The following is a 19,966-nucleotide window of genomic DNA, read 5'->3' on the forward strand; positions in this document are numbered from 1 at the left end:
CGGGCCTACGCGCCGACCAGGCGGCTGCGCGTCCCCTGGGCGGGCAAGGCCGCCAGCTGCCCCTCGATGGTGGCCCGGACAGCGGGCCACTCGTCCTCGAGGATCGAATAGAACGCGGTGCTGCGCACCTCGCCGTCCAGCCCCCGCGAATGCGCCCGCCGGACCCCGTCGCTGGTGGCGCCGAGCCGTTCGATCGCCATGCGGGAGCGCAGATTCCGGACATCGGCGCGCATGGCGATGCGCCGCACCCGCCACACCTCGAAGGCGTGCTGCAGTAACAGCAGCTTGGACTCCAGGTTGATGCCCGCGCCGCGCGCCTGCGGAGACAGCCAGGTGTTCCCGATCTCGGCGGCATCGGGCACCGCCAGCAGCGGATCGTCGCTGGGCGCACCGTGGACCAGCGGCCACACCACCGGGCCCTGCCAGTAGTCGAAGCGGGTGAACCGGGTCGAGCCCAGCACCCGGCCACTGGCGACGGCGATGATCGCGAAGGCCACCGAGGTGCCCGCGGCATGCCCGGCCAGTGCCTGCGCGATGTATTCCAGCGCCTCGTCCACACCGTGTGGGACAGGAGTGAACGCATAATCATCACGATTCCCCGCCGCGGCCTCCGTGAGACCCGACGCATGCTGCGGCGCAAGGGGTTCCAGCCGTACCAGACGGCCGGTCAGAGTAACGGGTACGGGCACGTTCCCTCGATCTTTCGGAGACGGTCGGGGGTCGCGTCAGGCATTGGCCGCCCCGGCCACCCACTCCGGAATCGACGAACCAGCCCTGGCGCGCCAGTAGCAGCATCGGATAGTGGGATGAACGATAGCGGAACACCAGCGCACCGCGCCGCAGGCGGCATGTAAATTTCGAGCGCTTTTCCGCGCGTCGCGCCGGTCTTTTCACAGGTGTCATTCAGCCGATTCCGAGCCGACCGTCCGCTACCATCCGGCGACCCGGCCGTGGACCCACGAAACCCCGAATACCTATGCGCTGGAAGGTATTACTACGTCAGCGTTTCTCCCCAGAACCCGCCGTGCACCGCCCGCGCTTCCGCGAGCTCGACCGGCCCCACCACCGCGATCCCCCGTTGCCCCGCCGCGAATACCGCCCGGCACGGCAGCGCCATCGTCGGGTTCTGCCGATTCGCCCCGGTCAGCCCCAGCAGCTGGTCCTCGCCGAGCGCATAAACCACCCGCCCGATATTCGCCCAATAGATCGCCCCGGCACACATCACACAGGGCTCACAACTGGTGTAAACCGTACAGCCACGCAGAAACTCGGCATCATAAGCGGCACTGGCGGCCCGCACCAGATTCGTCTCCGCGTGCCCGGTCGCGTCCCGTCCGGTCCGGACGGTGTTCTCCGCCTCCAGCAACACCACCCCGTCGGGCCCCGTGAGCAATGCCCCGAATGGGTGATTCCCGCGTTCCCGGGCCCGCCCCGCAATGGCGATGGCCGCCCTGAGTAAGCGGGTATCCAGATCGGTCGGGACGCCGTCCCGCGAACCGGGGTTCATGTCACCATCATCGCCCACCGGGGGCGGCCGGGTTCCGGCGCACGCTCGAGCCACACCCCGAGGGCACAGTGCTGCAACATCCGTGGCAAATCAGCGAACTGTCAGCTAGCTTTCGAAGGGTGCGTTCGCTGTGGGCACTCGACACAAGGAGGCATCCCATGAGATCCAAGCGCGCGGCATTGGGGCTGGCTACGGCCATTCTCGCGATTGCGTTCGGCTCCGGCATGGCCGCCGCCGATCCAGACGATCCGGGCACCTCGGGCACCGGCCCCGATTCGGAGCTGTGCCCCTACCCCGATGTGAACAATCCGTACTGCACGTACTTCCCCGACGATCACAACAACGAGGGCGATATGGGCAACGGTCATGATGAAGGAGGCGTCGGCGGCCACCGCTGAAGCTGGCCGACACGACGTGAGCCCCCGCCCGATGCCCGGGCAGGGGCTCGCGTCGTCCGGGCAAAGTTGGGATCGGTAGGCGGCGGGCGCGGCATCTACTTACCGCATGACATTTTCTCAGCCTCCCGCCAACCAGCCGCAGTCCACCGGTGTGGACAAGAAGACCAGCGCGATCCTGTCCTACGCGCTGGGCTGGCTCACCGGAATCATCTTCCTGTTCCTGGGCAAGAACGACCCCGACGTGAAATTCCATGCCTCCCAGTCGATCGTCTTCTTCGGAGCGGTCTCCGTGCTCAATATGGCGCTGAGCATCATCGGCTCACTCCTGGGAGCCCTGGGCATCATCTTCAGCCTCGCCGGGCTGGCGGTCGGCCTGCTCGCACTCGTCGTGTGGATCATGGCCATGCTCCAGGCGAACAACACCGGCGGTGTCCGCGCGCCGCTCCCCATCGTCGGAAAGTTCACCGCCCCGTATGCCGATCAGCTGGCCAACTCGGTCAAGTAGTCGCGCTTTCGAAGTCCATCTGTTCCGAATATCAACGGCCCGAGGCTATCTCGGGCCGTTGCCTGTTTTCGGCATGCCTTCGCTACCAGCGACCGGCCCGTCGACGAGTTCACCCGGGGCCGGCCACGCGCGTTCAGCTCTCGCCGTCGAGGGTCAGCACGACGAGGGGAATCGGCCGGTCGATCTTGGACTGGAAATCCGCCAGCAGCGGGTTGTTGGCCAGCACCCAGGCCGCGAACTCGTCGTACTCCCCGGCTTCGAGCACCGCGCCGGTCGCCCGGTAGGTCTTGTCCCGGAGTTCGATGGTGACCTGCGGATTCGCCTTGATGTTGTGCCACCAGGCCGGGTACTTGTCCTCGATGAACGAGCTCACGTACATGGTGTCGCCCCGGTACAGGGGTCCCAGCGGAGTCGTGTGCCGTTTGCCGCTCCTGGCTCCGGTGGTGGTGAGCAGGATGAGGTCCCCGCCCGCGTAAGCGCCGCCGACCTTGCCCGAGTTCTCCCGGAACTCCTTGATCACGTCGTCGTTCCAGTTGGCGATGCCGCCCTCCTGGTCCCACGCCTGGTTCCACGGCGCGTTCGGATCGTCGTAGTCGGTGATGTCGGCCTGATCCGGCTGTCCCACAGTCGATTCGATGTCGTTCATGATTCGAGTATGGCGGTCATATAGGACTGTCCCGGTCCTAGTTCCACGGGGAGGTCGTGGAACATTCGATCAGTCCGTGTGCGTGGCGATTCGGCCGAGGGCTGGTGGCGGCTAGGGCGTCAGCACGATTTTGCCGTGGGTGTGTCTGCGTTCGAGTTCGGCGTAGGCCTGGCGGACCTGCGCCAACGGGTAGACGTTCGCGATCGGGACTTCGAGGTGTCCGGCGGCGATCAGGGCGGCCAGTTCGGCGAGGACCTCGGCGCCCGCCCTGCCGTCGGGCCCGGGTTCGGTCTTGACCCCGTACTTCGCGGCTGCCGCGAAATCGATGGTGGTGTCGATCCGTTCGATGGCGACGCCGAGAGCCAGGGCCAGTTCGACATACCCGCCGCCGTAGGCGTCGATGAAGGCATGGACGCCGCCCGGTGCGGCGGCCTCGATCCGGTCCTTGACGCCGCCACCGTACGCGACGGGGATCACGCCGTGGCTTCGCAGCCACTCGTGGTTGCCCTCGCCGGCCAGGCCGATGACCGTGGCTCCGGCGCGGCGCGCGAGCTGCACGGCGAACGAGCCGACGCCGCCGGCCGCCGCGGACACGACGACGGTCTCGCCCTGCTCCAGCTGTACGGAATGCACTGCCCCCCAGGCGGTTACGCCGGCGATGTACAGGCTGCCCGCCACCTCCCACGGGACGTTCCCCGGTTTGCGGGTGAGGTTGCCGATGTCGACGAGGACCAGCTCGGCCTGAGCGGCTCGCTGATCGGTGAATCCGATCACCTCGTCGCCGGGCGAGAATCGGCCGGCTCCGGCGCCGATCTCGACGACGACTCCGGCGAGATCGCTGCCCTGCCCGGAGGGAAAGGCGGAGGGAAAGATGTCCGTCATCGCGCCGCTGCGCAATGCCGCCTCACCGGGGTTGATGCTCGCCGCCCGCACCCGGACGAGGGCCTGCCCCGCCCCGGGGACGGGGCGGTCGACCTCGTCGATGCGCAGGACGTCGATTCCGCCGAATTCGTCGTACCTGACCGCCTTCATCATTGTCTCGGTCACCAGGGCACCGCTCCGGCGTCGTTGCGGAATTCGCCGGCCGGGCCGTCGTCGGGCAGGGTCGCGAGGTGAATCGCGATGGCCGCGCCCTGTTGCGGTGTCCGGTCGCCGCTGAATCCGGTGAAGTCGGTGGCGGTGAAACCGGGGCAGCCCGAGTTGATCAGGATCTTGGTGTCGCTCAGTTCCTTGACGTATTGGATGGTAACGGCGTTGAGGAAGGTCTTCGACGCCAGATAGGCGGCGGGAACCGGGCCCATGTCGATGCCGGGTGTGGTCTGCAGGGCGAGCGAGCCGACACTGCTGGACATATTGACGATCCGCGGCGAGGCCGAGGCGCGCAGCATCGGCAGCATCGCGTTGGTGACCCGGATGACCCCGATCACGTTGGTTTCCACGATGGTTCGCACGGTCGCGGGATCGACCGTGGTCGGTGTCTGCGGCTTATCACCGGTGATGCCGTTGATCGCGGCATTGTTCACCAGGACGTCGAGCCCTCCGGCCTGGTCGGCGATCAATTCGGCCGCCGCGGCCACGCTCGCGTCGTCGGTGACGTCGAGTGGCACGCCGAACGCGTCGACCCCGGCCGCGCGCAGTTTCTCCACCGCGGTGTCGCGGCGGTGCGGGTCGCGCGCGCCCACCCCGATTCGCCAGCCGAGCGCGCCCAGGCCGGCGGCGATCTCGTATCCGATTCCCTTGTTGGCGCCGGTCACCAGCGCGATCGTCTGCTTACTCACACCGCCGATCCTGCTGCGGACGCGGGGGCGGCGTCCAAGACCGATCGGGTGGGCGGCGATACCGCACGGGTATCGGTCGTGGTGAGCGCCGGATACGATGACCCGGTGGAGACGCGGGAATTGCGATACTTCGTCGCTGTCGCCGAGGAGTTGCACTTCGGGCGGGCGGCGCAACGGCTCGCGATGGCACAACCACCGCTGTCGCGGGCGATCCAGCAATTGGAACGACGGCTCGGAGTCGTTCTGCTGCACCGCGGTTCACGCGCGATCACCCTGACCGAGGCCGGGTCGGTACTGATGCGGGAGGCCCGCCTCGCCCTCGAAGCGGTCGAAGCCGCCGAGCGCCGCACCCGCCGCGCCGCCGCCGAGCGGCCCGGTGTGGTGCTGGCCGCCAAGGCGGGAGCGTCGAGCGAACTGTTGTCGAAGCTGCTGGACGCCTACGCCGCCGACCCCGGCGCTGTCGCGGTCGAGGTGGTGCTGTGCGGCCCCGGCGAACCGGAACGACTGCTACGCAACGGAACTGCCGACATCGCCCTGCTCCACCGCCCCTACGACACCACGGCCGGATTCGACACCGAGGACCTCCACACCGAACAGCAGGTCGTGGTCCTGCCCGCCGGACACCCCCTCGCCCACCGCCCCCACCTGTCGATGACCGAGGTCACCACCCTGCCGGACCTCCCCCTGCCACGCTGGCCCCGCCCCGACGGAACCTACCCGGACGGCCCCGGCCCCCAGGTCCGCGACCACACCCAGCTGATCCAGCTGATCAGACTGGGCCGAGCCTGCGCCGTCGTACCCGAGTCCCTCCGAACCCAACTACGCGCCGACCACGCCACCGTCCCGGTCCCGGACGCACCCCCCGTCACCACCGTCATCGCCTGGCCCCCACACAGCCGCTCCCAAGCCGTCGCCGCCCTGGTCCGCACCGCGACCAACCTCTAGCCGACGCCATCGCCACTTGCCGCACGGCGTGCGGTCCCGATCAACCACCGATACGACCGAGCCCCGTCCGGAACACCGGACGGGGCTCGATCGGACTGCGCGCGTGGCGGTTCGATCGCCGGCGACTGGCGCGTCGCCGGTGCGGGACTCAGACGTTGAAGCGGAACTCCACGGCCGCGCCGTCGAATATCTGCACGTCAAACGCCCTGCTCACCCCTCGACTCGCGTTCCGGAACCGAATAACCTCTGCGCTACATCCGCCGGACCCACCCTCGGCCGGCGTGGCCGGGCAGCCATCCGACCACGACCGCTTCGGTCGCCCGCCGCAGCGGGAGCTTCCGCCAGGCCTGCGACCGCCCAGCCCTATAGGTCGAGTCAATGCGCTTGCCGATCACACCCTCGATGTCGTGTTCGGCGGCGACCTCCAGCATCCGCGAGACCGGGATCCCGCGGTAGAACGGGGAGAGCAGGATCGGGCCGTGCGGTAGCGGCAGTCGTTCGAGGTGGGCGCGGCGTTTCAGGTAGGTAGCGTGCGTAGGTCCCGGTCCCCGAAACCCAGCAGGTCGAACACGTACAGCCGCGCGGGCGCTGCCTGGATCAGTGCGGGGCTGGGATGGGTCATGCCCAGGCGGCGGCCGATGCGGGAGAACCGCGGCACCCCGTTGCGGTCGGGGGCCACGAGCTCGCCGCCGAGGGTCAGCTCCCGGCCCGCGGCGGGCAATCTCCAGAGCACTAACCCACCTACAGAGGATCGCCGTCCACTTCCGTGTCGTCAGGGCTGATCCGTGTGTGTGCCTGATCGGACCTCAGAATGTCGTTCCTCTCCTCCTCGGTCCAATCGGAGAACTCGTTGATTCCTGCCTCGAAGGCGTTCGGATTGGACGAGCCGGGTTGGGTCATGACGATCTCCTTTACGCACTCGATGGTCTGTCCTTGCCCGCTAAAGCGTGTCACCGCTCCACCTCAGCGATCAGACGAATGCCCGAACCCGAACCAGCAAGGGGAGGGCGTTCGGAAAACGACCACCTGCGGTAGGCGGGGGCCACAGGCCCCATCGGCCCGCTGGCGGTGAAACCAGCGGGCCGACACGATCATTCGCCAACCGGCCACTTACCAGTGGCGAGGTAGGTTTTCGCTACCCAGGCCGCGTCAGGGAATCGCCCGTTTTCCTGATAGCACTCGTCACCCCACCAGCGTGTAGGAGAGTAGCCCCAACTCTCATCGGGAGACTTACCTGACTGTTTCTTGAGCTCCGCATAGACGGTGTTCCACCACTTGTCCAACGTCCCGATGCGCTCTCGATATGCAAGCTCGCGTGCCTGAGCTGCGGCCTTGGCGTCGCGCTCGGCTCGAGACTCCCCCATCTTGAGCATTCCGGTCTCGCCGTACATCTCCTCGCCGGCAGGGTTGCGCATCGTGAGCTGATAAGACACCACGCTGCCCTCGTTGAACGGGCCAGGGCTGATGTTGGACGGCACGACCAGCGACCAGTTGCCGATGGAGTCACCGATCTGCAAGCCCTTGAGCACGGCCTTGCCGGTTCCACCCTTGCTGCCATCGGCGGCATAGACCTCTATGCTCACCGTCGTCGCATCCTTGTTCCGGACGATTCCGCTGATCTTGACCTTGTCGCCGAGGGATTCGGCCAGGTTCGGTAGAGCTGTCCCCTTCGCACACTCCTATCTGTAGACCACGCCGTACGGTTGCCTGCCCTCGTACGCAGAGCGCGCACGAACGAGCGACACGAAGTACCGGAACCTACGATCGAAATGTCCTCACCGGCGACGATACAGCCCACGACACACCCGAGACCGCCGATCGCGGTGTTCGGAAAACGATCGTTAGCCGAACCCGAACACCTCGCCGGATCCACCCGCGTTTCCGCAGGCCGAAACGTTCGGAATCCCGTTTGTCTGCAGATCGCCTCGGCACTGCTCCGACGGAACGACTGAGCCCCCACCCGGCAACCGGACGGGGGCTCAGCGAAGTCTCTACCAGCAGCGATACACGCGCTGCCCTACTTCTTCGCAGACGCTAGTCCGCTTCGGAATTCGACCGCCGCGCCGTCGAATATCTGCACGTCAAACGCCCCGACCCGCGTTTCGGAACCGAATAACCTCAATCCGCTGCCCCGACCAACCGTCGTAGGACTCGGCGCCGGCTACTGCGCGCCAACGTCGCCCTTGAGGTTGCAGCTCGCCACACCCGCTCCGGAGTCGAACTGTATGGCCCTCGCCAAGGACAATGCCGACACTCTGGCTTCGAGATCTGCTGCCACGATCGCGACCCCCAGATCCTCACGGAGCACCTGTCGAAGCAACCAGACCGCATCCGACACTGAGGTATCCAGCCACAGATGCAACCGCCCCAGCACATCCGCGTCGGCATGATCAATCATGTTGCACACCGCACGGTACGAATTACCCAGGCACAGATCCACTTCGGAAGCGACCGTCAGCACCCGGTCGGGCACGATCATCTGGGCTTGCGCATACACCTCACGGTAGTGCGCACGTTCGCTCTCCAGCCTCGCAACGTCGGCTGACCTACCCCGCTCCAGCTCCATCACACAGTGGTGCAGCTCCATTCGATAATTCCGAGCCGCAGCATTGAACCCCGAATACACCGATTGCTTCTGCTCACGCTCGTGCACACGCACCGACTCGGCATGCTGCTCAGCCTGGTGCCCCCGCTGGATCTCAGCGTCAAGGCGTTTGCCCCTCAACGCCGCCCACTGCGCAGCCACCGCCGCGCCAAACGTGCCGAACACACCGACACCCGCCACGGCCAAGCTGATCAGATCCGCCCCCACACCCGGATTATCCAACCGATCGGCTTCACCTGTCACCAGCCAGTTGCAGTAAGCCCCAACCGATCACGAACGACGCTGGCTCCAGTGCACTCAAGTGCGCGCTCATGCCGATGACCATTTCGTTGACCACGAACACTGAGGCGGTCGGTCCGTCGGATCTGGATCGCGTTCATACGGCTGGGTCGTTATGGTCCTGCCATGACACCGAACTGGGCCACGGGCGACAGGTGTTACCTACCAGCCACGGCTGCCTACTGGCTTTGCGATGAACCGCAGCCCGGGTTGGTCCTGGTCGAGGTTGTGGATGCCAACGGTCGCCCCCACTGGCTGGTCGACAAGTGCGCCATCTTCGGCGCCGATCTGCTGCCGACATCGACCTACCCTCGCGCGACCAGCATTCAGTGCTCGATCGAAGAGATCAACGGCGACATCGCTACGGTCAGCCCGTGGTGGACGATCAGCCGCGCCGGTATGCCCTTTCTGTTCGATGTCCGGGTGGAGATTCTCGTTCCGTGGACGACAGACTGACAGTGAACCTCGGTCACCGCTGGCGAACAGTCGAATGGCCATGAGGTACCGCAGCCGAACATCCTGAAATGCCGCATTGTGCGTGGATCGAAACGGCCCCGCCGACTGGTGGGCGGGGATTCCTGTCCTGCTTCTGGCCTACGTTGTTCCCGGTTCTGGCTGGCCGTCATCGTAGAAGGTGTCCGGCACAGGCGTGAGGTGCAGGGCCTGCCGGACTGCGCCGAGGTACGTCTCGAAGGCCCGGCGAGCTGGGACACGGGCGACGGCCCATTGTTCGGTAGTGAACTTCGTTTTGACCGCGTCGGTATAAAGAGAGGTCAACTCGCGACCCAGGGCTGCCGCGGCGGCGATGGTGGCCGGAGCGCCATAGATCCAGACGGCGGTCGCGGCATCGTGCCATCGGTGGTTTCCGGTCGTGAGAACGGTCCGCACCGTGATGGCGTAATCAGGGTCGGTCGGGTCGGTGAAGGCGATGGTCTGGATATCGTCGTAGCTGGCACGGAATGCTTCTGACAATGTTTGGTAGGCGGCCATCGTCTGGTCGCGACGCCAGCGTGTGGCTTCAGCTCGCGTGTCCCACAATCGCCCCAAAGCGACGCCAAGTAGCGCCGCGACCGCAGCGATGGCCGCTGTCCCCACGGGATACCTCCCCCATTGCGGCGTTGAACCAAGCGCCGCCCATGCCACAGTATCTCGTGGCCCGCCGCAGCACCTCCATCGCCGAGATCGCCGAACGCTGCGGCCTGTCCCAGCCCGGGGTCCTGCACTACTTCCCCAACAAGGCGGTGCTGCTGTCCGCCGCGCTTGAGCCGGAATCTATTGATATCAGCCGAATCTGACACTCGCTGCGAGTGCACGGAGCTGTCAGCCGCAGGCCATCCTGAAACTCCGCGAGGCGCGCTGATCGAACCGGCACTGCGGATAGCCAAGACACAGCTGAGCCCCGTCCGGAACACCGGACGGGGCTCGATCGGACTGCGCGCGTGGCGGGTTCGACCGCCGGCGACTGGCGCGTCGCCGGTGCGGGACTCAGACGTTGAAGCGGAACTCCACGACGTCGCCGTCGACCATGACGTATTCCTTGCCTTCCATCCGCACCTTGCCCGCGGACTTGGCGGCGGCCATGGAGCCGGCGGCGACGAGGTCGTCGAAGGCGACGATCTCGGCCTTGATGAAGCCGCGTTCGAAGTCGGTGTGGATGACGCCGGCGGCCTTGGGGGCGGTGTCGCCCTGGTGGATGGTCCAGGCGCGGGCTTCCTTGGGGCCGGCGGTGAGGTAGGTCTGCAGGCCGAGGGTGTGGAAGCCGGCGCGGGCCAGAGCGTGCAGGCCGGGTTCGGTCTGGCCGATGGATTCCAGGAGTTCGAGGGCGGATTCCTCGTCGAGTTCGAGGAGTTCGGCTTCGACCTTGGCGTCGAGGAAGACGGCGTCGGCGGGGGCGACGGCGGCCTTCAGCTCGGCCTTCTTGTCCTCGTCGGTGAGGATCGCCTCGTCGGCGTTGAAGACGTAGAGGAACGGCTTGATGGTGAGCAGCGACAGTTCCTTGAGCAGCTCGGTCTCGATCTGCGCGCGGGCGGCGAACAGTGTCTTGCCGCCGTTGAGGATCTCCTGCGCCTGCTTGGCGGCGTCGGCGACCGGCTTGCGGTCCTTCTTGACCTTGGCTTCCTTCTCGAGCCGGACCACAGCCTTCTCGAGGGTCTGCAGGTCGGCGAGGATGAGCTCGGTCTCGATGACCTCGATATCGGACAGCGGGTCGACCTTGCCGTCGACGTGGATCACGTCGTCGTCGGCGAACACGCGCACGACCTGGCAGATGGCGTCGGCCTCACGAATGTTGGCGAGGAACTTGTTGCCCAGCCCGGCGCCCTCGGACGCGCCCTTCACGATGCCCGCGATGTCGACGAACGACACCACGGCGGGAACCAGCCGCTCGGACCCGAAGATCTCGGCCAGCTTGCCCAACCGCGGGTCCGGCAGCGGCACCACGCCGACATTCGGCTCGATCGTGGCGAACGGGTAGTTCGCGGCCAGCACGTCATTGCGCGTCAGGGCGTTGAACAGCGTCGACTTTCCGACGTTGGGCAGGCCGACGATTCCGAGGGTGAGACTCACGAGAGTGGGAGTCTACCCGGCCCGTCGGCCCGCACCGTCACCGCAGGTCCGGGCCCGCGCCGGTCAGGCACGTGGCTCGCGGCCGAGGTAGGCCAGCAGCTCGGCCACCACCGGGGTGCCGGTCACGGGGGCGTCGGTGACGATCGGGGCGTACACGCCGTAGTCGCGCAGCGGCTCGACCAGGGCGTGGGCGGCGATCAGGAGATGCCCGGCCAGTTCGTCGGTGAGCGGGGAGGCCTGGCCGGTGCCGATGGCGATGTCCCAGGCGTGCACGGCGGCGTCGAGGGCGCACATGACAGCGGCGACCGGGGTGGGCAGTTCGCCCTGCGGGAGCGGGGTGGGGACGGTCTCGGTACCGTCGGTGACGGTGGCCCAGGCGGTGGCGGTGGGTTCGATGGCGGCGGAAACCAATTCGGCCGGCTTGCCGTCGATGGCGCCGGACGGTTCGAAGGGGTTGTAGGCGGGGCCGTCACCGATGCCGAGGAACTTGGCGTAGGCGAGCTGGTCACCCGCGGCGTGCTGGACGACCTGGGTGACGGTCCATTCCGAGCAGGGGGTGGCGTTGTCCCACTGGTCCGCGCTCACTCCGGCGACGACGTCGGCGAGCGCCCGGTGCGAGGCGGCGAGCACGTCGCGCCACACGGGGGCGAGGACGGCGGCGGGCGAGTTCTCGTTCTGCGCGTTCATTGTTCTTGCCTCTCAGGTCGTTTCGATCCGTTGAGATAAAGGTATGACCCGATTAGGCTGAATTTCTTCCTAATCAACCCGGCCGAGTGAAGGGATTAGGTGTGACCTCCCCCACAACCCGATTGCTCCGCCTGCTGACGCTCCTCCAGGAAGGCACCCACACCGGCCGTGACCTGGCCGAACGCATGAACGTCACCGACCGCACCCTGCGTCAGGACATCGCTCGGCTGCGCAATCTCGGTTACCCCGTCCACGCCGAACGCGGGCCGATCGGCGGCTACCGGCTCGGTCAAGGGGCCACCATGCCGCCGCTGCTGCTCGACGATGACGAGGCGGTCGCGGTGGCGGTCGCCATGAACGTGGCGGCCGATGGCAGCACGGGCATCACCGATATCCAGGCCAATCTCGAACGCGCCCAGTCGAAGCTGGATCGCATCCTCCCGAAACGGCTGCAGCGGAAGGTCACCGCCTTGCGCACGGTCACCGACATCGGCCCGGCCGTCACCGGTTCCCGCGAGCCGGATGCTCCCGTACCCGCCGAAACCCTCGCCACCCTGGCAACCGCCATCCGTGGCGCCACCACTGTCCACGCCGACGGAGCCGAACTGGAGCCTTACCGGCTGATCAGCTGGCAACGCCGCTGGTATCTGGTGGCCTACCGCCTCGCCACCCATGCCTGGCAGGCGCTTCCCGTGGCCTCGATGACCGAGATCCGGCCCGGCACACGTCATTTCGCCGCGCGAGCCCTCCCCGACTCCGACCTGGTCGCGTTCGTGTTGCGCGAAATAGCCTCCACCGGTTGGCAAGTCCACGCCCGCGTCACGGTGTTGGCGCCCGCCGAGACCGTCATCGCCCGGATCAATCCGACGGTCGGCGTGGTGGAACCACTCGACGACGCTTCCTGCCTGCTGCTGACCGGGGCCGACCGCCTGGAGACCATCGCCATCTATCTCAGCATGCTGATGATGGACTTCCGCGTCACCGAACCGCCGGAACTCGTCGCCCACCTGCGCACGCTCGCCCGCCGCTATGCGGCCGCGACCGAGCAGTGACTGCGGGACTACCGCGCGATCTGCTCGGACAGCACCGTGAAATGCCGGACTGTTCCAGACAGTTCGGGCAGCTCGACCGGTGCGGTCCAGGTGCGGAAACCGTCGAAACTGTCGCTGTAGAAGTACTTTCCCTCGGTGTACGCGTCGAAGTAGATCCGATGGCCGCCGCTCGGCAGCGCGACCACACACTGCCCCTCCCGGGGCGCGCCCCAGCCCGCCCAGTCGCCGAGGCCGATGAACCGGTACGGCCCGAGCGGGTGGGCGGCGACCGCGAGCTCGATGAACTTGGTGGATTCGTTCTTGGCGAAGGCGTAATAGCTGCCGTTGTTCGCCACGATGGTGGTGTCGATGAAACCGAGGTGGCCCGGCTGTTGCGGGCCGATCCCGATCAGCGGAATCGGCGGGCTCCAGATCGGGCGGGCCGGATCGGTCGCGACCATCAGATAGGGGGTGAACCCGTGGCCCTGCGAGATGGAGACGAGCACGCCGACGAAGCCGGGCATGAGGGTGAACCACTTTGGGGCCCAGGCCGCTTCAGCCTTGGGAACGGGCACGGGATAGTCGCTCACATGCGTCCAGTTGACCCGGTCCGCGCTGCGGGCGAATCCGATCGTATGGCCGTCGCCGGCGGTGGTGTAGGTGATGTAGTACGAACCATCGGTATGTCTGAGCAGGCTGGGGTCTCGAACCAGCCCGGCCGGGGGCCGGTAGGCATTCGCGCCGAGCAGCTCGAAGTTGGTCGCGTCCTCGGATTCGTATACATACAGCTCGGAATCGCTGCTGTTGGTGAAGGCGGTCATCGTGTACCGGGTGCCCGCCGCCGCTCGCGCTACCGCCGCCCGCGTCCCGACCCCGGCGCCGAGCGAGAGCAAGGCGATCGAGGCCAGCACGGACCGACGATTCCACCGGATCATGTCCATCCACAGCATTATTCAAGGACTGTTTGCCGACACGTAGCCGCCGCGCCGCGAAATTCGCGACCGCCGTCACCTTTCCAGCGCGGGTACGAGCTCGGTTTCGGGAATCTCGGTGCCGTGCAGTGAGGTTCCCGCGGTTTCACGGAGGAAGACGCAGGCGACCAGTCCGATCAGGGATGCCGCGACCATGTAGCCCGCCGGAAATAGCGACCAACCGGTGTGTTCGATGACCGCCTCGTTGACCAGCGGCGCCGTACCGCCGAAGACCGCCGTGGACACGTTGTAGCCCAATGCGAATCCGGCGTACCGGACGTGCGTGGGGAAGATGGCCGGGAAGGTGGAGCTGATCGTCGACAGCTGCGGCACGTACAGCAACCCCAGCACCACGAATCCGACCACGGCCCACACGGTTCCACGGCCCATCAGCCAGTACATGGGTATGGCGGCCACGGCCAACCCCACCAGCGACACCAGCCACATCGGACGCCGCCCGACCCGGTCGGAGAGCCGCCCGAAGAACGGCAGCGACACCATCATCACCACCTGGCCGATCAACATCATGGCGGTGGTGGTGGATTCGCCCAGGCCGATCGTCCGCTGCAGGTAGGTGGGCTGGTACGTGAGCAGCGTGTAGTTCACTACGTTGAGGGCCACCACCAGGCCGATCAGCGTGAGTAGTTCACGCCGATAGGTGGTGAGCACCACGCGCAGGCCACCCGCCGGGGTGTCCCGGTCGTCCCGCGCGGACATTTCGGTGAACACCGGCGACTCGTCCAGCCGGCCGCGCAGGTACCAGCCGGTCAGGCCCAGCGGGATGGCCAGCAGGAACGGGATGCGCCACCCGCCCGCGTACATGGCATCGGACCCGAGCGCGAGCTGACAGGCCAGCACGACGGCCGAACCGCCGACGAACCCCGCGAGAGTCCCGAATTCGAGGAAGCTGCCCAGGAATCCGCGCCGGCGATCCTCCGCGCATTCCGCGAGATAGGTTGCGGCGCCGCCGTACTCACCGCCGGTGGAGAACCCTTGTACGACGCGGAGCAGGATCAACAGGATCGGCGCGAGCACCCCGACCTGCCCGTGTGTCGGCAGGATCCCGATAGCTCCGGTGGCCGCCGTCATGATCAGGATCGTGGTCGCCAGCACCGCCTTGCGGCCGATCCGATCCCCCAGCGGCCCCCACACCATGCCGCCCAGCGGGCGCAGCAGGAACGAGATGGCGAAGCCCAGCATGGTGCCGAGCGTCCCCAGCGATCCCGGGAAGAAGGCGGAGGTGAGATACCCGGCCGTGGCGGCGTACACCCCGTAGTCGAACCACTCGGTGGCGTTGCCCATGGCACTCGCGGCAACCGACCTCCGCAGCGGAAGCCCGGCGTTGCTCGATTCCGTCTTCTCTCGCATGTGACAAACCGATACCCATGCTCACCCCGGGCAAACTCCGACGACCTCGGTCCGCGCTCCGGCGCACAGCGTCACCAGTGTCTAAACCCGAACGTGATCGTTCCCATACGGCGGTCGATTTCCACAACCGTGAGCCGCCGCCCGCAACGGCACCAACCCCACGGTTCTCACCCGCATGCGCACCGGCTGGGCGGTAATCGGCTCCACCCAACATCTCCCCGGCTACTGCCTGCTGATCCACGACGGCACCGCCGACCAATTGACCGACCTGCCCCGCCCAGCACGCGTGGCATTCATGCAGGACCTGGTCATCCTCGGCGAAGCGGTCGAGCAAGCCTGCCGCACCGCCGATCCCGACTTCTGGCGCATCAACTACGAAGTCCTCGGCAACAGCTGGCCGCACCTCCACGGCCACATCCACCCCCGCTACCGCTGGGAGCCCGACCACCTCCGCACCGGCCCGGTCCACCTCTACGGCGCGGTCCGCAACGCCCCGGAACATCTCCTCGGCCCGCAGCACAACGCTCTCCGCAACGCGATCACGGCCACACTCGCCTCCAAGCTCGACCGCGATTGATCGCCCCGATCGATTGCCACTGAGCGCCGAATCTCGGTGAGCCGGTGGCCATCCCGCCTTTTCGCGTGCGAAAGCGCCCGGCATCCAGACACGCGGCAGGACAATTGGTTTCGTGGAGGATCGAATGCGGCCGTGGTCGTTTCCCGGCAGTTACGAGGACGGTCGCGGACGCGAGCCGATCAAGTGGCGGATAGAGCCATACGACGCGGCGGGCTGGACCGGAGGGTACGAGATCTCGACGGTGGTTCGAGGGATCCCGCTCAGCGGAGGCGACCTCGACTGCATCGACCCCGACCCGCCGGATCCCCGCGCGCGGGAGGTGCTGTCCCTGGAAGACCGCTTCGACAGCCTCACCCGATGCCGGCTCACCGGCGACTTGCCGTGCACCGTCATGGTTTCCGGAAACCGGCGAGCAGAGATCATCCGGTTCACGGTGGATCTCCGGCCGGAGCCACAACGCGACGACCTACATCTCGGTGTAACCCTGCACGGCGCAGCGTACGAAACCGATTGCCATGACTTCGAAACCGGACTGCGCCAGCTGACCGAAGCATTACCGGAGGGCACAGCTCTGTTGTGCTGCTACACGTGCCGGTACTCCGGCTACTCCCCCGTCAGTGGACAGATCATGGGAATGCGGTGTTATCGCCAGGCCAAGGACCAGTACCTCGCCGCCAAGACCGAACATGCCATCTGGAGTGTCCCGGCGACCGAGGCCGTCCCCGAAACCTACCTGTGCCCCCAGTACCAGGTTCGCGTCCCCGGCACCGGCTTCCGCGAGTAAGGCGTGATGGTGAAATCAGCGACCGCCGAGGCCGGAGAGGGCTATGCCTCGGACGAAGGCTCGTTGGGCCAGGGCGTAGATGAGCAGGAGGGGGAGGAGGAGGACGGTGGCGGCGGCCATCAGGAGGGGCCAGTTGGTGGAGTATTGGCCCTGGAGGCGGACGAGGCCGAGGGTGGCGGTGGCGTAGTCGTTGCGCTGGATCATGATCAGGGGCCAGAGGAAGTCGTTCCAGACGGTGATCCAGGTGAGGACCGCCAGCACCATGACGGCGGGTTTCGTGTGCGGGAGAAGGACTCGCCAGTACGTTTGCCAGGGGGTGCAGCCGTCGAGGGTGGCGGCCTCTTCCAATTCGATTGGGAGAGTGCGGAAGAACTGGCGCATCAGGTAGGTGCCGAAGGCGCTGCCGAACAGGCCGGGGACGATCATGGACCACGGTGTGTCCATCCAGCCGAAGGCGCGCATCAGCAGGAATTGGGGGATGACGGTGACGGTCAGCGGGACCATGAGGGTGGCCAGGTAGCCGAGGAACAGGGCCTCGCGGCCGGGGAAGTCCAGGCGGGCGAAGGCGTAACCGGCCAGCGAGCAGAAGAAGACCTGGCCGGCCGTCACGCAGGCCGCGTAGACGACGGTGTTGAGGAGCATGTGGCCGAGGGGGATGGAGTCGAAAGCCTCCCGGTAGTTGGACCATTGGGGGTGGGAGGGCAGCGGGGCGGCGTCGGTCAGTTCGCCGTCGGATTTCAGGGAGGCCGAGAGGGACCAGAGGATCGGGGTGAGGGCACACCACGCCACGGCGATCAACGCCAGGTAGGCGAGGACGGCCGAGGTCAGGCGGCGCTTCACCGGTCCACCTCGGCGCGGCGGGCCAGCCACTGCTGGATGAGGGTGAAGGCCAGCAGGATCGCGAAGATTATCCAGGCCAGGGCCGAGGCGTAGCCGACCTCGTAGAAGCGGAAGGCGTTCTGGAACAGCATGATTCCCAAGACGTAGGTGCCGGTTTCCGGGCCGCCGTTGCTGCCGGTGAGGGCGTAGGCCTGATCGAAGGCTTGAACGGAGTTGATGACCGTGATGACGAGGACGAAGGAGAGCGCGCCTCGAATCAGCGGGATGGTGATGGCGGTGAAGCGGCGGAACCCACCGGCGCCGTCGATCTTCGCTGCCTCATAGAGGTTTTCGGGGACACCCTGCATGGCGGCCAGCAGGATGACCGTCGCGAAGGGCACCGACTTCCACACCGTGACCAGGCTCAGGGACACCATGGCCCAGTGCGGGTCGGTCAACCACGGGATCGGGCCCACGCCGAGCCGGCCCAGCAGAATATTGGCGAGACCGTCATCGCTGGCGAAGATGAAGCGGAAGACCACCGCCATCGCCACCGTCGAAGCCACCAGGGGCAGAAAGGCGATGGTGCGGAAAACCCCGATGGCCCGCAGCTTCCGGTTCAGCAGCGCCGCCACGGCGAGGCTGATCACCACCGTCGGCACCAGGGTCAGCACCGTGAACACCGCCGTATTGCGCAGCGCGATATAGAACAGCGGATCCTCGGAGAACAGCCGCCGATAATTCGCCACCCCCACGAACCGGGGCGGACTGAACAGATCCCACGAGTGAAAACTCAGATACAGCGAGAACCCCAGCGGGAACAGCATGAAGACCGCGATCGCCGCCACATTCGGCGCCACGAACAGCTTCCCGGCCCGCGCCCGCCGCCGCGCCAAACCCGATTCCCGGCTCATACCGCCGCCCGCAACAACTGGTCGATATCGGAAGTCGTCTGCCCACCCAGCGATTCCGCCGAGGCGGCACCGCGCAACACCCGATTGCAGCCGCGCTCCAGCAGCGCCTCCACCTTGCCCCACAGCGGCGTCACCGCCAGTGGACGAGAATTCTCCGGCCCCTCGGTGAAGACCTCCAGATTTCGCACCCCCGGATGCGCGGCGGCGAACCCCGCGGACCGCATGGCCGACCGCAGCACCGGCACGAACAGCCCCGATTCGGCGATGATGGCCTGCCCTTCCGGCCCGGTCGCGAATTTCACGAACTCCCACGCCTGTTCGCGCCGCGGACTGCTCGCGGCGATGGCCAGCCCGGTGCTGCCGATATCGGTGATCGCCCCCGGGCCCCCGTGCGGCCCGACCGGCAGCACCGTCACATCGAAGTCCAGCCCGTCCCGGTCGGCGAACTCCGAATACAGCCAGTGCCCGCCCAAGAGCATGGCGGCCTTCCCGCTGCGGAACAGGTCCTGCGCCGAAACGGACTGCCGATCACCGACACTGGGCGCGACCCGATGCCGGACCGCGAGGTCGGCGTAGAACTGGAGCCCGTCCGCGAACCACGGATCCCCCAGGTTCGTGTGCTCCGGCCGCACCGGCGGGCTGAACCACTCGGTGCCGTTGTTCATGCCGAAGCAGGCCGCCGAGAAGTACGGCACCCACGCGTCCACGAAGCCCCATTGGCGAGTGCGCCCGTCGGCGTCGCGGTGGGTGAGCGTGCGCGCGGCTGTCAGGAACTCGTCGAAGCTCCACGCCTCGGACCAGCGCACCGGCGGCCGGATCCCGGCTTCGGCGAACAGCTTCCGGTTGTAATAGAGGAACACTCCGGACCATTGCTCCGGCAGCGCGTATTGCCCGCCGCCCCACCCGAAGGTGTCGCGCAAGGTGGCGTAGCCGTCCGCCCGCAGCCGCGCCGCGTAATCCGGTTCCCGATCCAGGAATTCCCGCAGGTCGGCCAGCACCCCCCGATCGGCGAGCCCCGCGTACAGCAGCTCCCACGCCATCAGCACGTCCGGGCATTTGCCGCCCGCGCAGTAGGTGAGCATCTGCTGCAAGGGATCCGGCCCGGACATGATGGTGCGGATCCGGATGTCGGGTCGCCGCCGCTGGAATTCGTCGATGATCCGCAGCCGCGCCCGCGCCTCCTCGGGCCGCGCCTGGAAGAAGAAGGTGACCGCGTCGTCGTCCCCGCCCGCGCACCCGCCGGCGGCGAGCAGCGCACCGGCCGCGGCCGAGCGCAGCAGGGTCCGACGGTCGAAACCGCCGCGCGCACCGCCGATCTCCCGCGCGCCGGCCGGGCGGAGGTGCTGCGGCATCGCGTCTCCTCGGGTCGCGGACGATCGCGGCGGGGTCATGACTCGGGTGACGGGGCGGCCGGAAGGATATATCCGTGAACTAAACGAACTAATGCCACCACCGTGACGTCGATCTCGAATCAGCATGGCAGCATACGGGGAGCTACCCGCGACACGTCGAAAACACGCGAACTCGCGGGCATCGCACCGGACCGCACCACCCCCGCCGAGCCCGGTACAGCGTCCCCCGGGCCAA

Annotated in this window: 25 protein-coding genes; 8 read left to right on the top strand and 17 right to left on the bottom strand. The window is 67.0% G+C overall.

Annotation, left to right across the window (positions count from 1 at the left end; genetic code table 11):
• Positions 1-5: 5 nt before the first annotated feature.
• Positions 6-689, bottom strand: a complete 684-nt coding sequence (locus ACWELJ_RS10690) for a GNAT family N-acetyltransferase (RefSeq protein WP_452365941.1) — start codon at positions 687-689, stop codon at positions 6-8.
• A gap of 305 nt (positions 690-994) precedes the next feature.
• Complete coding sequence (locus ACWELJ_RS10695) at positions 995-1,507, bottom strand: nucleoside deaminase (protein ID WP_452365942.1); 513 nt, start codon at positions 1,505-1,507, stop codon at positions 995-997.
• A gap of 158 nt (positions 1,508-1,665) precedes the next feature.
• Here ACWELJ_RS10695 and ACWELJ_RS10700 point away from each other — a divergent pair, with 158 nt between their 5' ends.
• Together ACWELJ_RS10700 and ACWELJ_RS10705 are read left to right on the top strand one after the other, a co-directional pair.
• Positions 1,666-1,905: a hypothetical protein gene (locus ACWELJ_RS10700; protein ID WP_452365943.1), complete on the top strand. Its 240-nt coding sequence runs from the start codon at positions 1,666-1,668 to the stop codon at positions 1,903-1,905.
• 106 nt (positions 1,906-2,011) lie between these two features.
• On the top strand, positions 2,012-2,410 hold the full coding sequence (locus ACWELJ_RS10705; RefSeq protein WP_452365944.1) for a DUF4870 domain-containing protein: 399 nt from the start codon (positions 2,012-2,014) through the stop codon (positions 2,408-2,410).
• 133 nt (positions 2,411-2,543) lie between these two features.
• Here ACWELJ_RS10705 and ACWELJ_RS10710 read toward each other — a convergent pair whose 3' ends face one another.
• The 3 genes from ACWELJ_RS10710 to ACWELJ_RS10720 form a co-directional block, all read right to left on the bottom strand.
• Entirely contained in the window at positions 2,544-3,056 is a 513-nt protein-coding gene (locus ACWELJ_RS10710; RefSeq protein WP_452365945.1) for a nitroreductase/quinone reductase family protein, read from the bottom strand.
• Positions 3,057-3,167: 111 nt separating this feature from the next.
• Positions 3,168-4,091 carry an NADP-dependent oxidoreductase gene (locus ACWELJ_RS10715; protein ID WP_452365972.1) on the bottom strand — a complete coding sequence of 308 codons (924 nt, stop codon included), beginning with the start codon at positions 4,089-4,091 and terminating at the stop codon, positions 3,168-3,170.
• Between the two features lie 8 nt (positions 4,092-4,099).
• Complete coding sequence (locus ACWELJ_RS10720) at positions 4,100-4,834, bottom strand: SDR family NAD(P)-dependent oxidoreductase (protein WP_452365946.1); 735 nt, start codon at positions 4,832-4,834, stop codon at positions 4,100-4,102.
• A 105-nt stretch (positions 4,835-4,939) separates the two neighbouring features.
• On the opposite strand from ACWELJ_RS10720, the gene ACWELJ_RS10725 reads away from it, so the two are divergent.
• Complete coding sequence (locus ACWELJ_RS10725; RefSeq protein WP_452365947.1) at positions 4,940-5,779, top strand: LysR family transcriptional regulator; 840 nt, start codon at positions 4,940-4,942, stop codon at positions 5,777-5,779.
• Between the two features lie 517 nt (positions 5,780-6,296).
• Here ACWELJ_RS10725 and ACWELJ_RS10730 read toward each other — a convergent pair.
• The 4 genes from ACWELJ_RS10730 to ACWELJ_RS10745 form a co-directional block, all read right to left on the bottom strand.
• Positions 6,297-6,512, bottom strand: coding sequence for a hypothetical protein (locus ACWELJ_RS10730; protein WP_452365948.1), 216 nt, complete (start codon positions 6,510-6,512; stop codon positions 6,297-6,299).
• A gap of 8 nt (positions 6,513-6,520) precedes the next feature.
• Entirely contained in the window at positions 6,521-6,679 is a 159-nt protein-coding gene (locus ACWELJ_RS10735; RefSeq protein ID WP_452365949.1) for a hypothetical protein, read from the bottom strand.
• 191 nt (positions 6,680-6,870) lie between these two features.
• Complete coding sequence (locus tag ACWELJ_RS10740; RefSeq protein ID WP_452365950.1) at positions 6,871-7,362, bottom strand: hypothetical protein; 492 nt, start codon at positions 7,360-7,362, stop codon at positions 6,871-6,873.
• A 578-nt stretch (positions 7,363-7,940) separates the two neighbouring features.
• The gene (locus tag ACWELJ_RS10745; protein WP_452365951.1) at positions 7,941-8,627 is read right to left on the bottom strand and encodes a hypothetical protein; all 687 of its coding nucleotides are present in this window, start codon (positions 8,625-8,627) and stop codon (positions 7,941-7,943) included.
• A gap of 162 nt (positions 8,628-8,789) precedes the next feature.
• On the opposite strand from ACWELJ_RS10745, the gene ACWELJ_RS10750 reads away from it, so the two are divergent.
• Positions 8,790-9,119: a hypothetical protein gene (locus tag ACWELJ_RS10750; RefSeq protein WP_452365952.1), complete on the top strand. Its 330-nt coding sequence runs from the start codon at positions 8,790-8,792 to the stop codon at positions 9,117-9,119.
• Between the two features lie 138 nt (positions 9,120-9,257).
• Here the strand turns inward: ACWELJ_RS10750 and ACWELJ_RS10755 are convergent, their stop codons facing one another.
• Positions 9,258-9,758: a hypothetical protein gene (locus tag ACWELJ_RS10755; RefSeq protein ID WP_452365953.1), complete on the bottom strand. Its 501-nt coding sequence runs from the start codon at positions 9,756-9,758 to the stop codon at positions 9,258-9,260.
• A gap of 41 nt (positions 9,759-9,799) precedes the next feature.
• Between ACWELJ_RS10755 and ACWELJ_RS10760 the strand changes: the two genes are divergently transcribed.
• Positions 9,800-9,958, top strand: a complete 159-nt coding sequence (locus tag ACWELJ_RS10760) for a helix-turn-helix domain-containing protein (RefSeq protein WP_452365954.1) — start codon at positions 9,800-9,802, stop codon at positions 9,956-9,958.
• A gap of 190 nt (positions 9,959-10,148) precedes the next feature.
• On the opposite strand, the gene ychF is transcribed toward ACWELJ_RS10760, so the two are convergent.
• Both ychF and ACWELJ_RS10770 read right to left on the bottom strand, forming a co-directional pair.
• Positions 10,149-11,228 carry a redox-regulated ATPase YchF gene (gene ychF, locus ACWELJ_RS10765; protein ID WP_452365955.1) on the bottom strand — a complete coding sequence of 360 codons (1,080 nt, stop codon included), beginning with the start codon at positions 11,226-11,228 and terminating at the stop codon, positions 10,149-10,151.
• A gap of 63 nt (positions 11,229-11,291) precedes the next feature.
• On the bottom strand, positions 11,292-11,915 hold the full coding sequence (locus ACWELJ_RS10770) for a TIGR03086 family metal-binding protein (protein WP_452365956.1): 624 nt from the start codon (positions 11,913-11,915) through the stop codon (positions 11,292-11,294).
• 101 nt (positions 11,916-12,016) lie between these two features.
• Here ACWELJ_RS10770 and ACWELJ_RS10775 point away from each other — a divergent pair, with 101 nt between their 5' ends.
• Positions 12,017-12,967: a helix-turn-helix transcriptional regulator gene (locus ACWELJ_RS10775; protein ID WP_452365957.1), complete on the top strand. Its 951-nt coding sequence runs from the start codon at positions 12,017-12,019 to the stop codon at positions 12,965-12,967.
• An 8-nt stretch (positions 12,968-12,975) separates the two neighbouring features.
• Here ACWELJ_RS10775 and ACWELJ_RS10780 read toward each other — a convergent pair whose 3' ends face one another.
• The gene (locus tag ACWELJ_RS10780) at positions 12,976-13,887 is read right to left on the bottom strand and encodes a family 43 glycosylhydrolase (protein ID WP_452365958.1); all 912 of its coding nucleotides are present in this window, start codon (positions 13,885-13,887) and stop codon (positions 12,976-12,978) included.
• Between the two features lie 66 nt (positions 13,888-13,953).
• Positions 13,954-15,285, bottom strand: a complete 1,332-nt coding sequence (locus tag ACWELJ_RS10785; RefSeq protein WP_452365959.1) for an MFS transporter — start codon at positions 15,283-15,285, stop codon at positions 13,954-13,956.
• A 175-nt stretch (positions 15,286-15,460) separates the two neighbouring features.
• On the opposite strand from ACWELJ_RS10785, the gene ACWELJ_RS10790 reads away from it, so the two are divergent.
• Both ACWELJ_RS10790 and ACWELJ_RS10795 read left to right on the top strand, forming a co-directional pair.
• The gene (locus ACWELJ_RS10790) at positions 15,461-15,862 is read left to right on the top strand and encodes an HIT family protein (RefSeq protein WP_452365960.1); all 402 of its coding nucleotides are present in this window, start codon (positions 15,461-15,463) and stop codon (positions 15,860-15,862) included.
• Positions 15,863-15,974: 112 nt separating this feature from the next.
• A complete protein-coding gene (locus ACWELJ_RS10795) occupies positions 15,975-16,646 on the top strand; it encodes a DUF6304 family protein (protein WP_452365961.1) in 672 nt (223 codons plus the stop codon).
• A gap of 15 nt (positions 16,647-16,661) precedes the next feature.
• Here ACWELJ_RS10795 and ACWELJ_RS10800 read toward each other — a convergent pair whose 3' ends face one another.
• The 3 genes from ACWELJ_RS10800 to ACWELJ_RS10810 are packed head-to-tail and all read right to left on the bottom strand — an operon-like array spanning position 16,662 to position 19,731.
• Entirely contained in the window at positions 16,662-17,486 is an 825-nt protein-coding gene (locus tag ACWELJ_RS10800) for a carbohydrate ABC transporter permease (protein WP_452365962.1), read from the bottom strand.
• Positions 17,483-18,379: a carbohydrate ABC transporter permease gene (locus tag ACWELJ_RS10805; RefSeq protein ID WP_452365963.1), complete on the bottom strand. Its 897-nt coding sequence runs from the start codon at positions 18,377-18,379 to the stop codon at positions 17,483-17,485. Before ACWELJ_RS10805 ends, ACWELJ_RS10800 begins: the two co-directional genes overlap by 4 nt.
• Positions 18,376-19,731 (bottom strand): ABC transporter substrate-binding protein, encoded by a 1,356-nt coding sequence (locus ACWELJ_RS10810; protein ID WP_452365964.1) that lies wholly within the window; start codon positions 19,729-19,731, stop codon positions 18,376-18,378. The genes ACWELJ_RS10805 and ACWELJ_RS10810 overlap by 4 nt, the downstream gene beginning before the upstream one ends.
• Positions 19,732-19,966: the final 235 nt, after the last annotated feature.

This window comes from Nocardia sp. NPDC004582 (assembly GCF_053602115.1).

Excerpts from the sequence above, each read along its gene's own strand:
- ACWELJ_RS10805 (WP_452365963.1), bottom strand. The coding sequence starts at position 18,379 with ATGAGCCGGGAATCGGGTTTGGCGCGGCGGCGGGCGCGGGCCGGGAAG.
- ACWELJ_RS10715 (WP_452365972.1), bottom strand. The coding sequence starts at position 4,091 with ATGATGAAGGCGGTCAGGTACGACGAATTCGGCGGAATCGACGTCCTG.
- ACWELJ_RS10695 (WP_452365942.1), bottom strand. The coding sequence starts at position 1,507 with ATGAACCCCGGTTCGCGGGACGGCGTCCCGACCGATCTGGATACCCGC.
- ACWELJ_RS10810 (WP_452365964.1), bottom strand. The coding sequence starts at position 19,731 with ATGCCGCAGCACCTCCGCCCGGCCGGCGCGCGGGAGATCGGCGGTGCG.
- ACWELJ_RS10770 (WP_452365956.1), bottom strand. The coding sequence starts at position 11,915 with ATGAACGCGCAGAACGAGAACTCGCCCGCCGCCGTCCTCGCCCCCGTG.
- ACWELJ_RS10790 (WP_452365960.1), top strand. The coding sequence starts at position 15,461 with ATGCGCACCGGCTGGGCGGTAATCGGCTCCACCCAACATCTCCCCGGC.
- ACWELJ_RS10760 (WP_452365954.1), top strand. The coding sequence starts at position 9,800 with ATGCCACAGTATCTCGTGGCCCGCCGCAGCACCTCCATCGCCGAGATC.
- ACWELJ_RS10710 (WP_452365945.1), bottom strand. The coding sequence starts at position 3,056 with ATGAACGACATCGAATCGACTGTGGGACAGCCGGATCAGGCCGACATC.
- ACWELJ_RS10785 (WP_452365959.1), bottom strand. The coding sequence starts at position 15,285 with ATGCGAGAGAAGACGGAATCGAGCAACGCCGGGCTTCCGCTGCGGAGG.
- ACWELJ_RS10735 (WP_452365949.1), bottom strand. The coding sequence starts at position 6,679 with ATGACCCAACCCGGCTCGTCCAATCCGAACGCCTTCGAGGCAGGAATC.
- ACWELJ_RS10780 (WP_452365958.1), bottom strand. The coding sequence starts at position 13,887 with ATGGACATGATCCGGTGGAATCGTCGGTCCGTGCTGGCCTCGATCGCC.
- ACWELJ_RS10750 (WP_452365952.1), top strand. The coding sequence starts at position 8,790 with ATGACACCGAACTGGGCCACGGGCGACAGGTGTTACCTACCAGCCACG.
- ACWELJ_RS10705 (WP_452365944.1), top strand. The coding sequence starts at position 2,012 with ATGACATTTTCTCAGCCTCCCGCCAACCAGCCGCAGTCCACCGGTGTG.
- ACWELJ_RS10700 (WP_452365943.1), top strand. The coding sequence starts at position 1,666 with ATGAGATCCAAGCGCGCGGCATTGGGGCTGGCTACGGCCATTCTCGCG.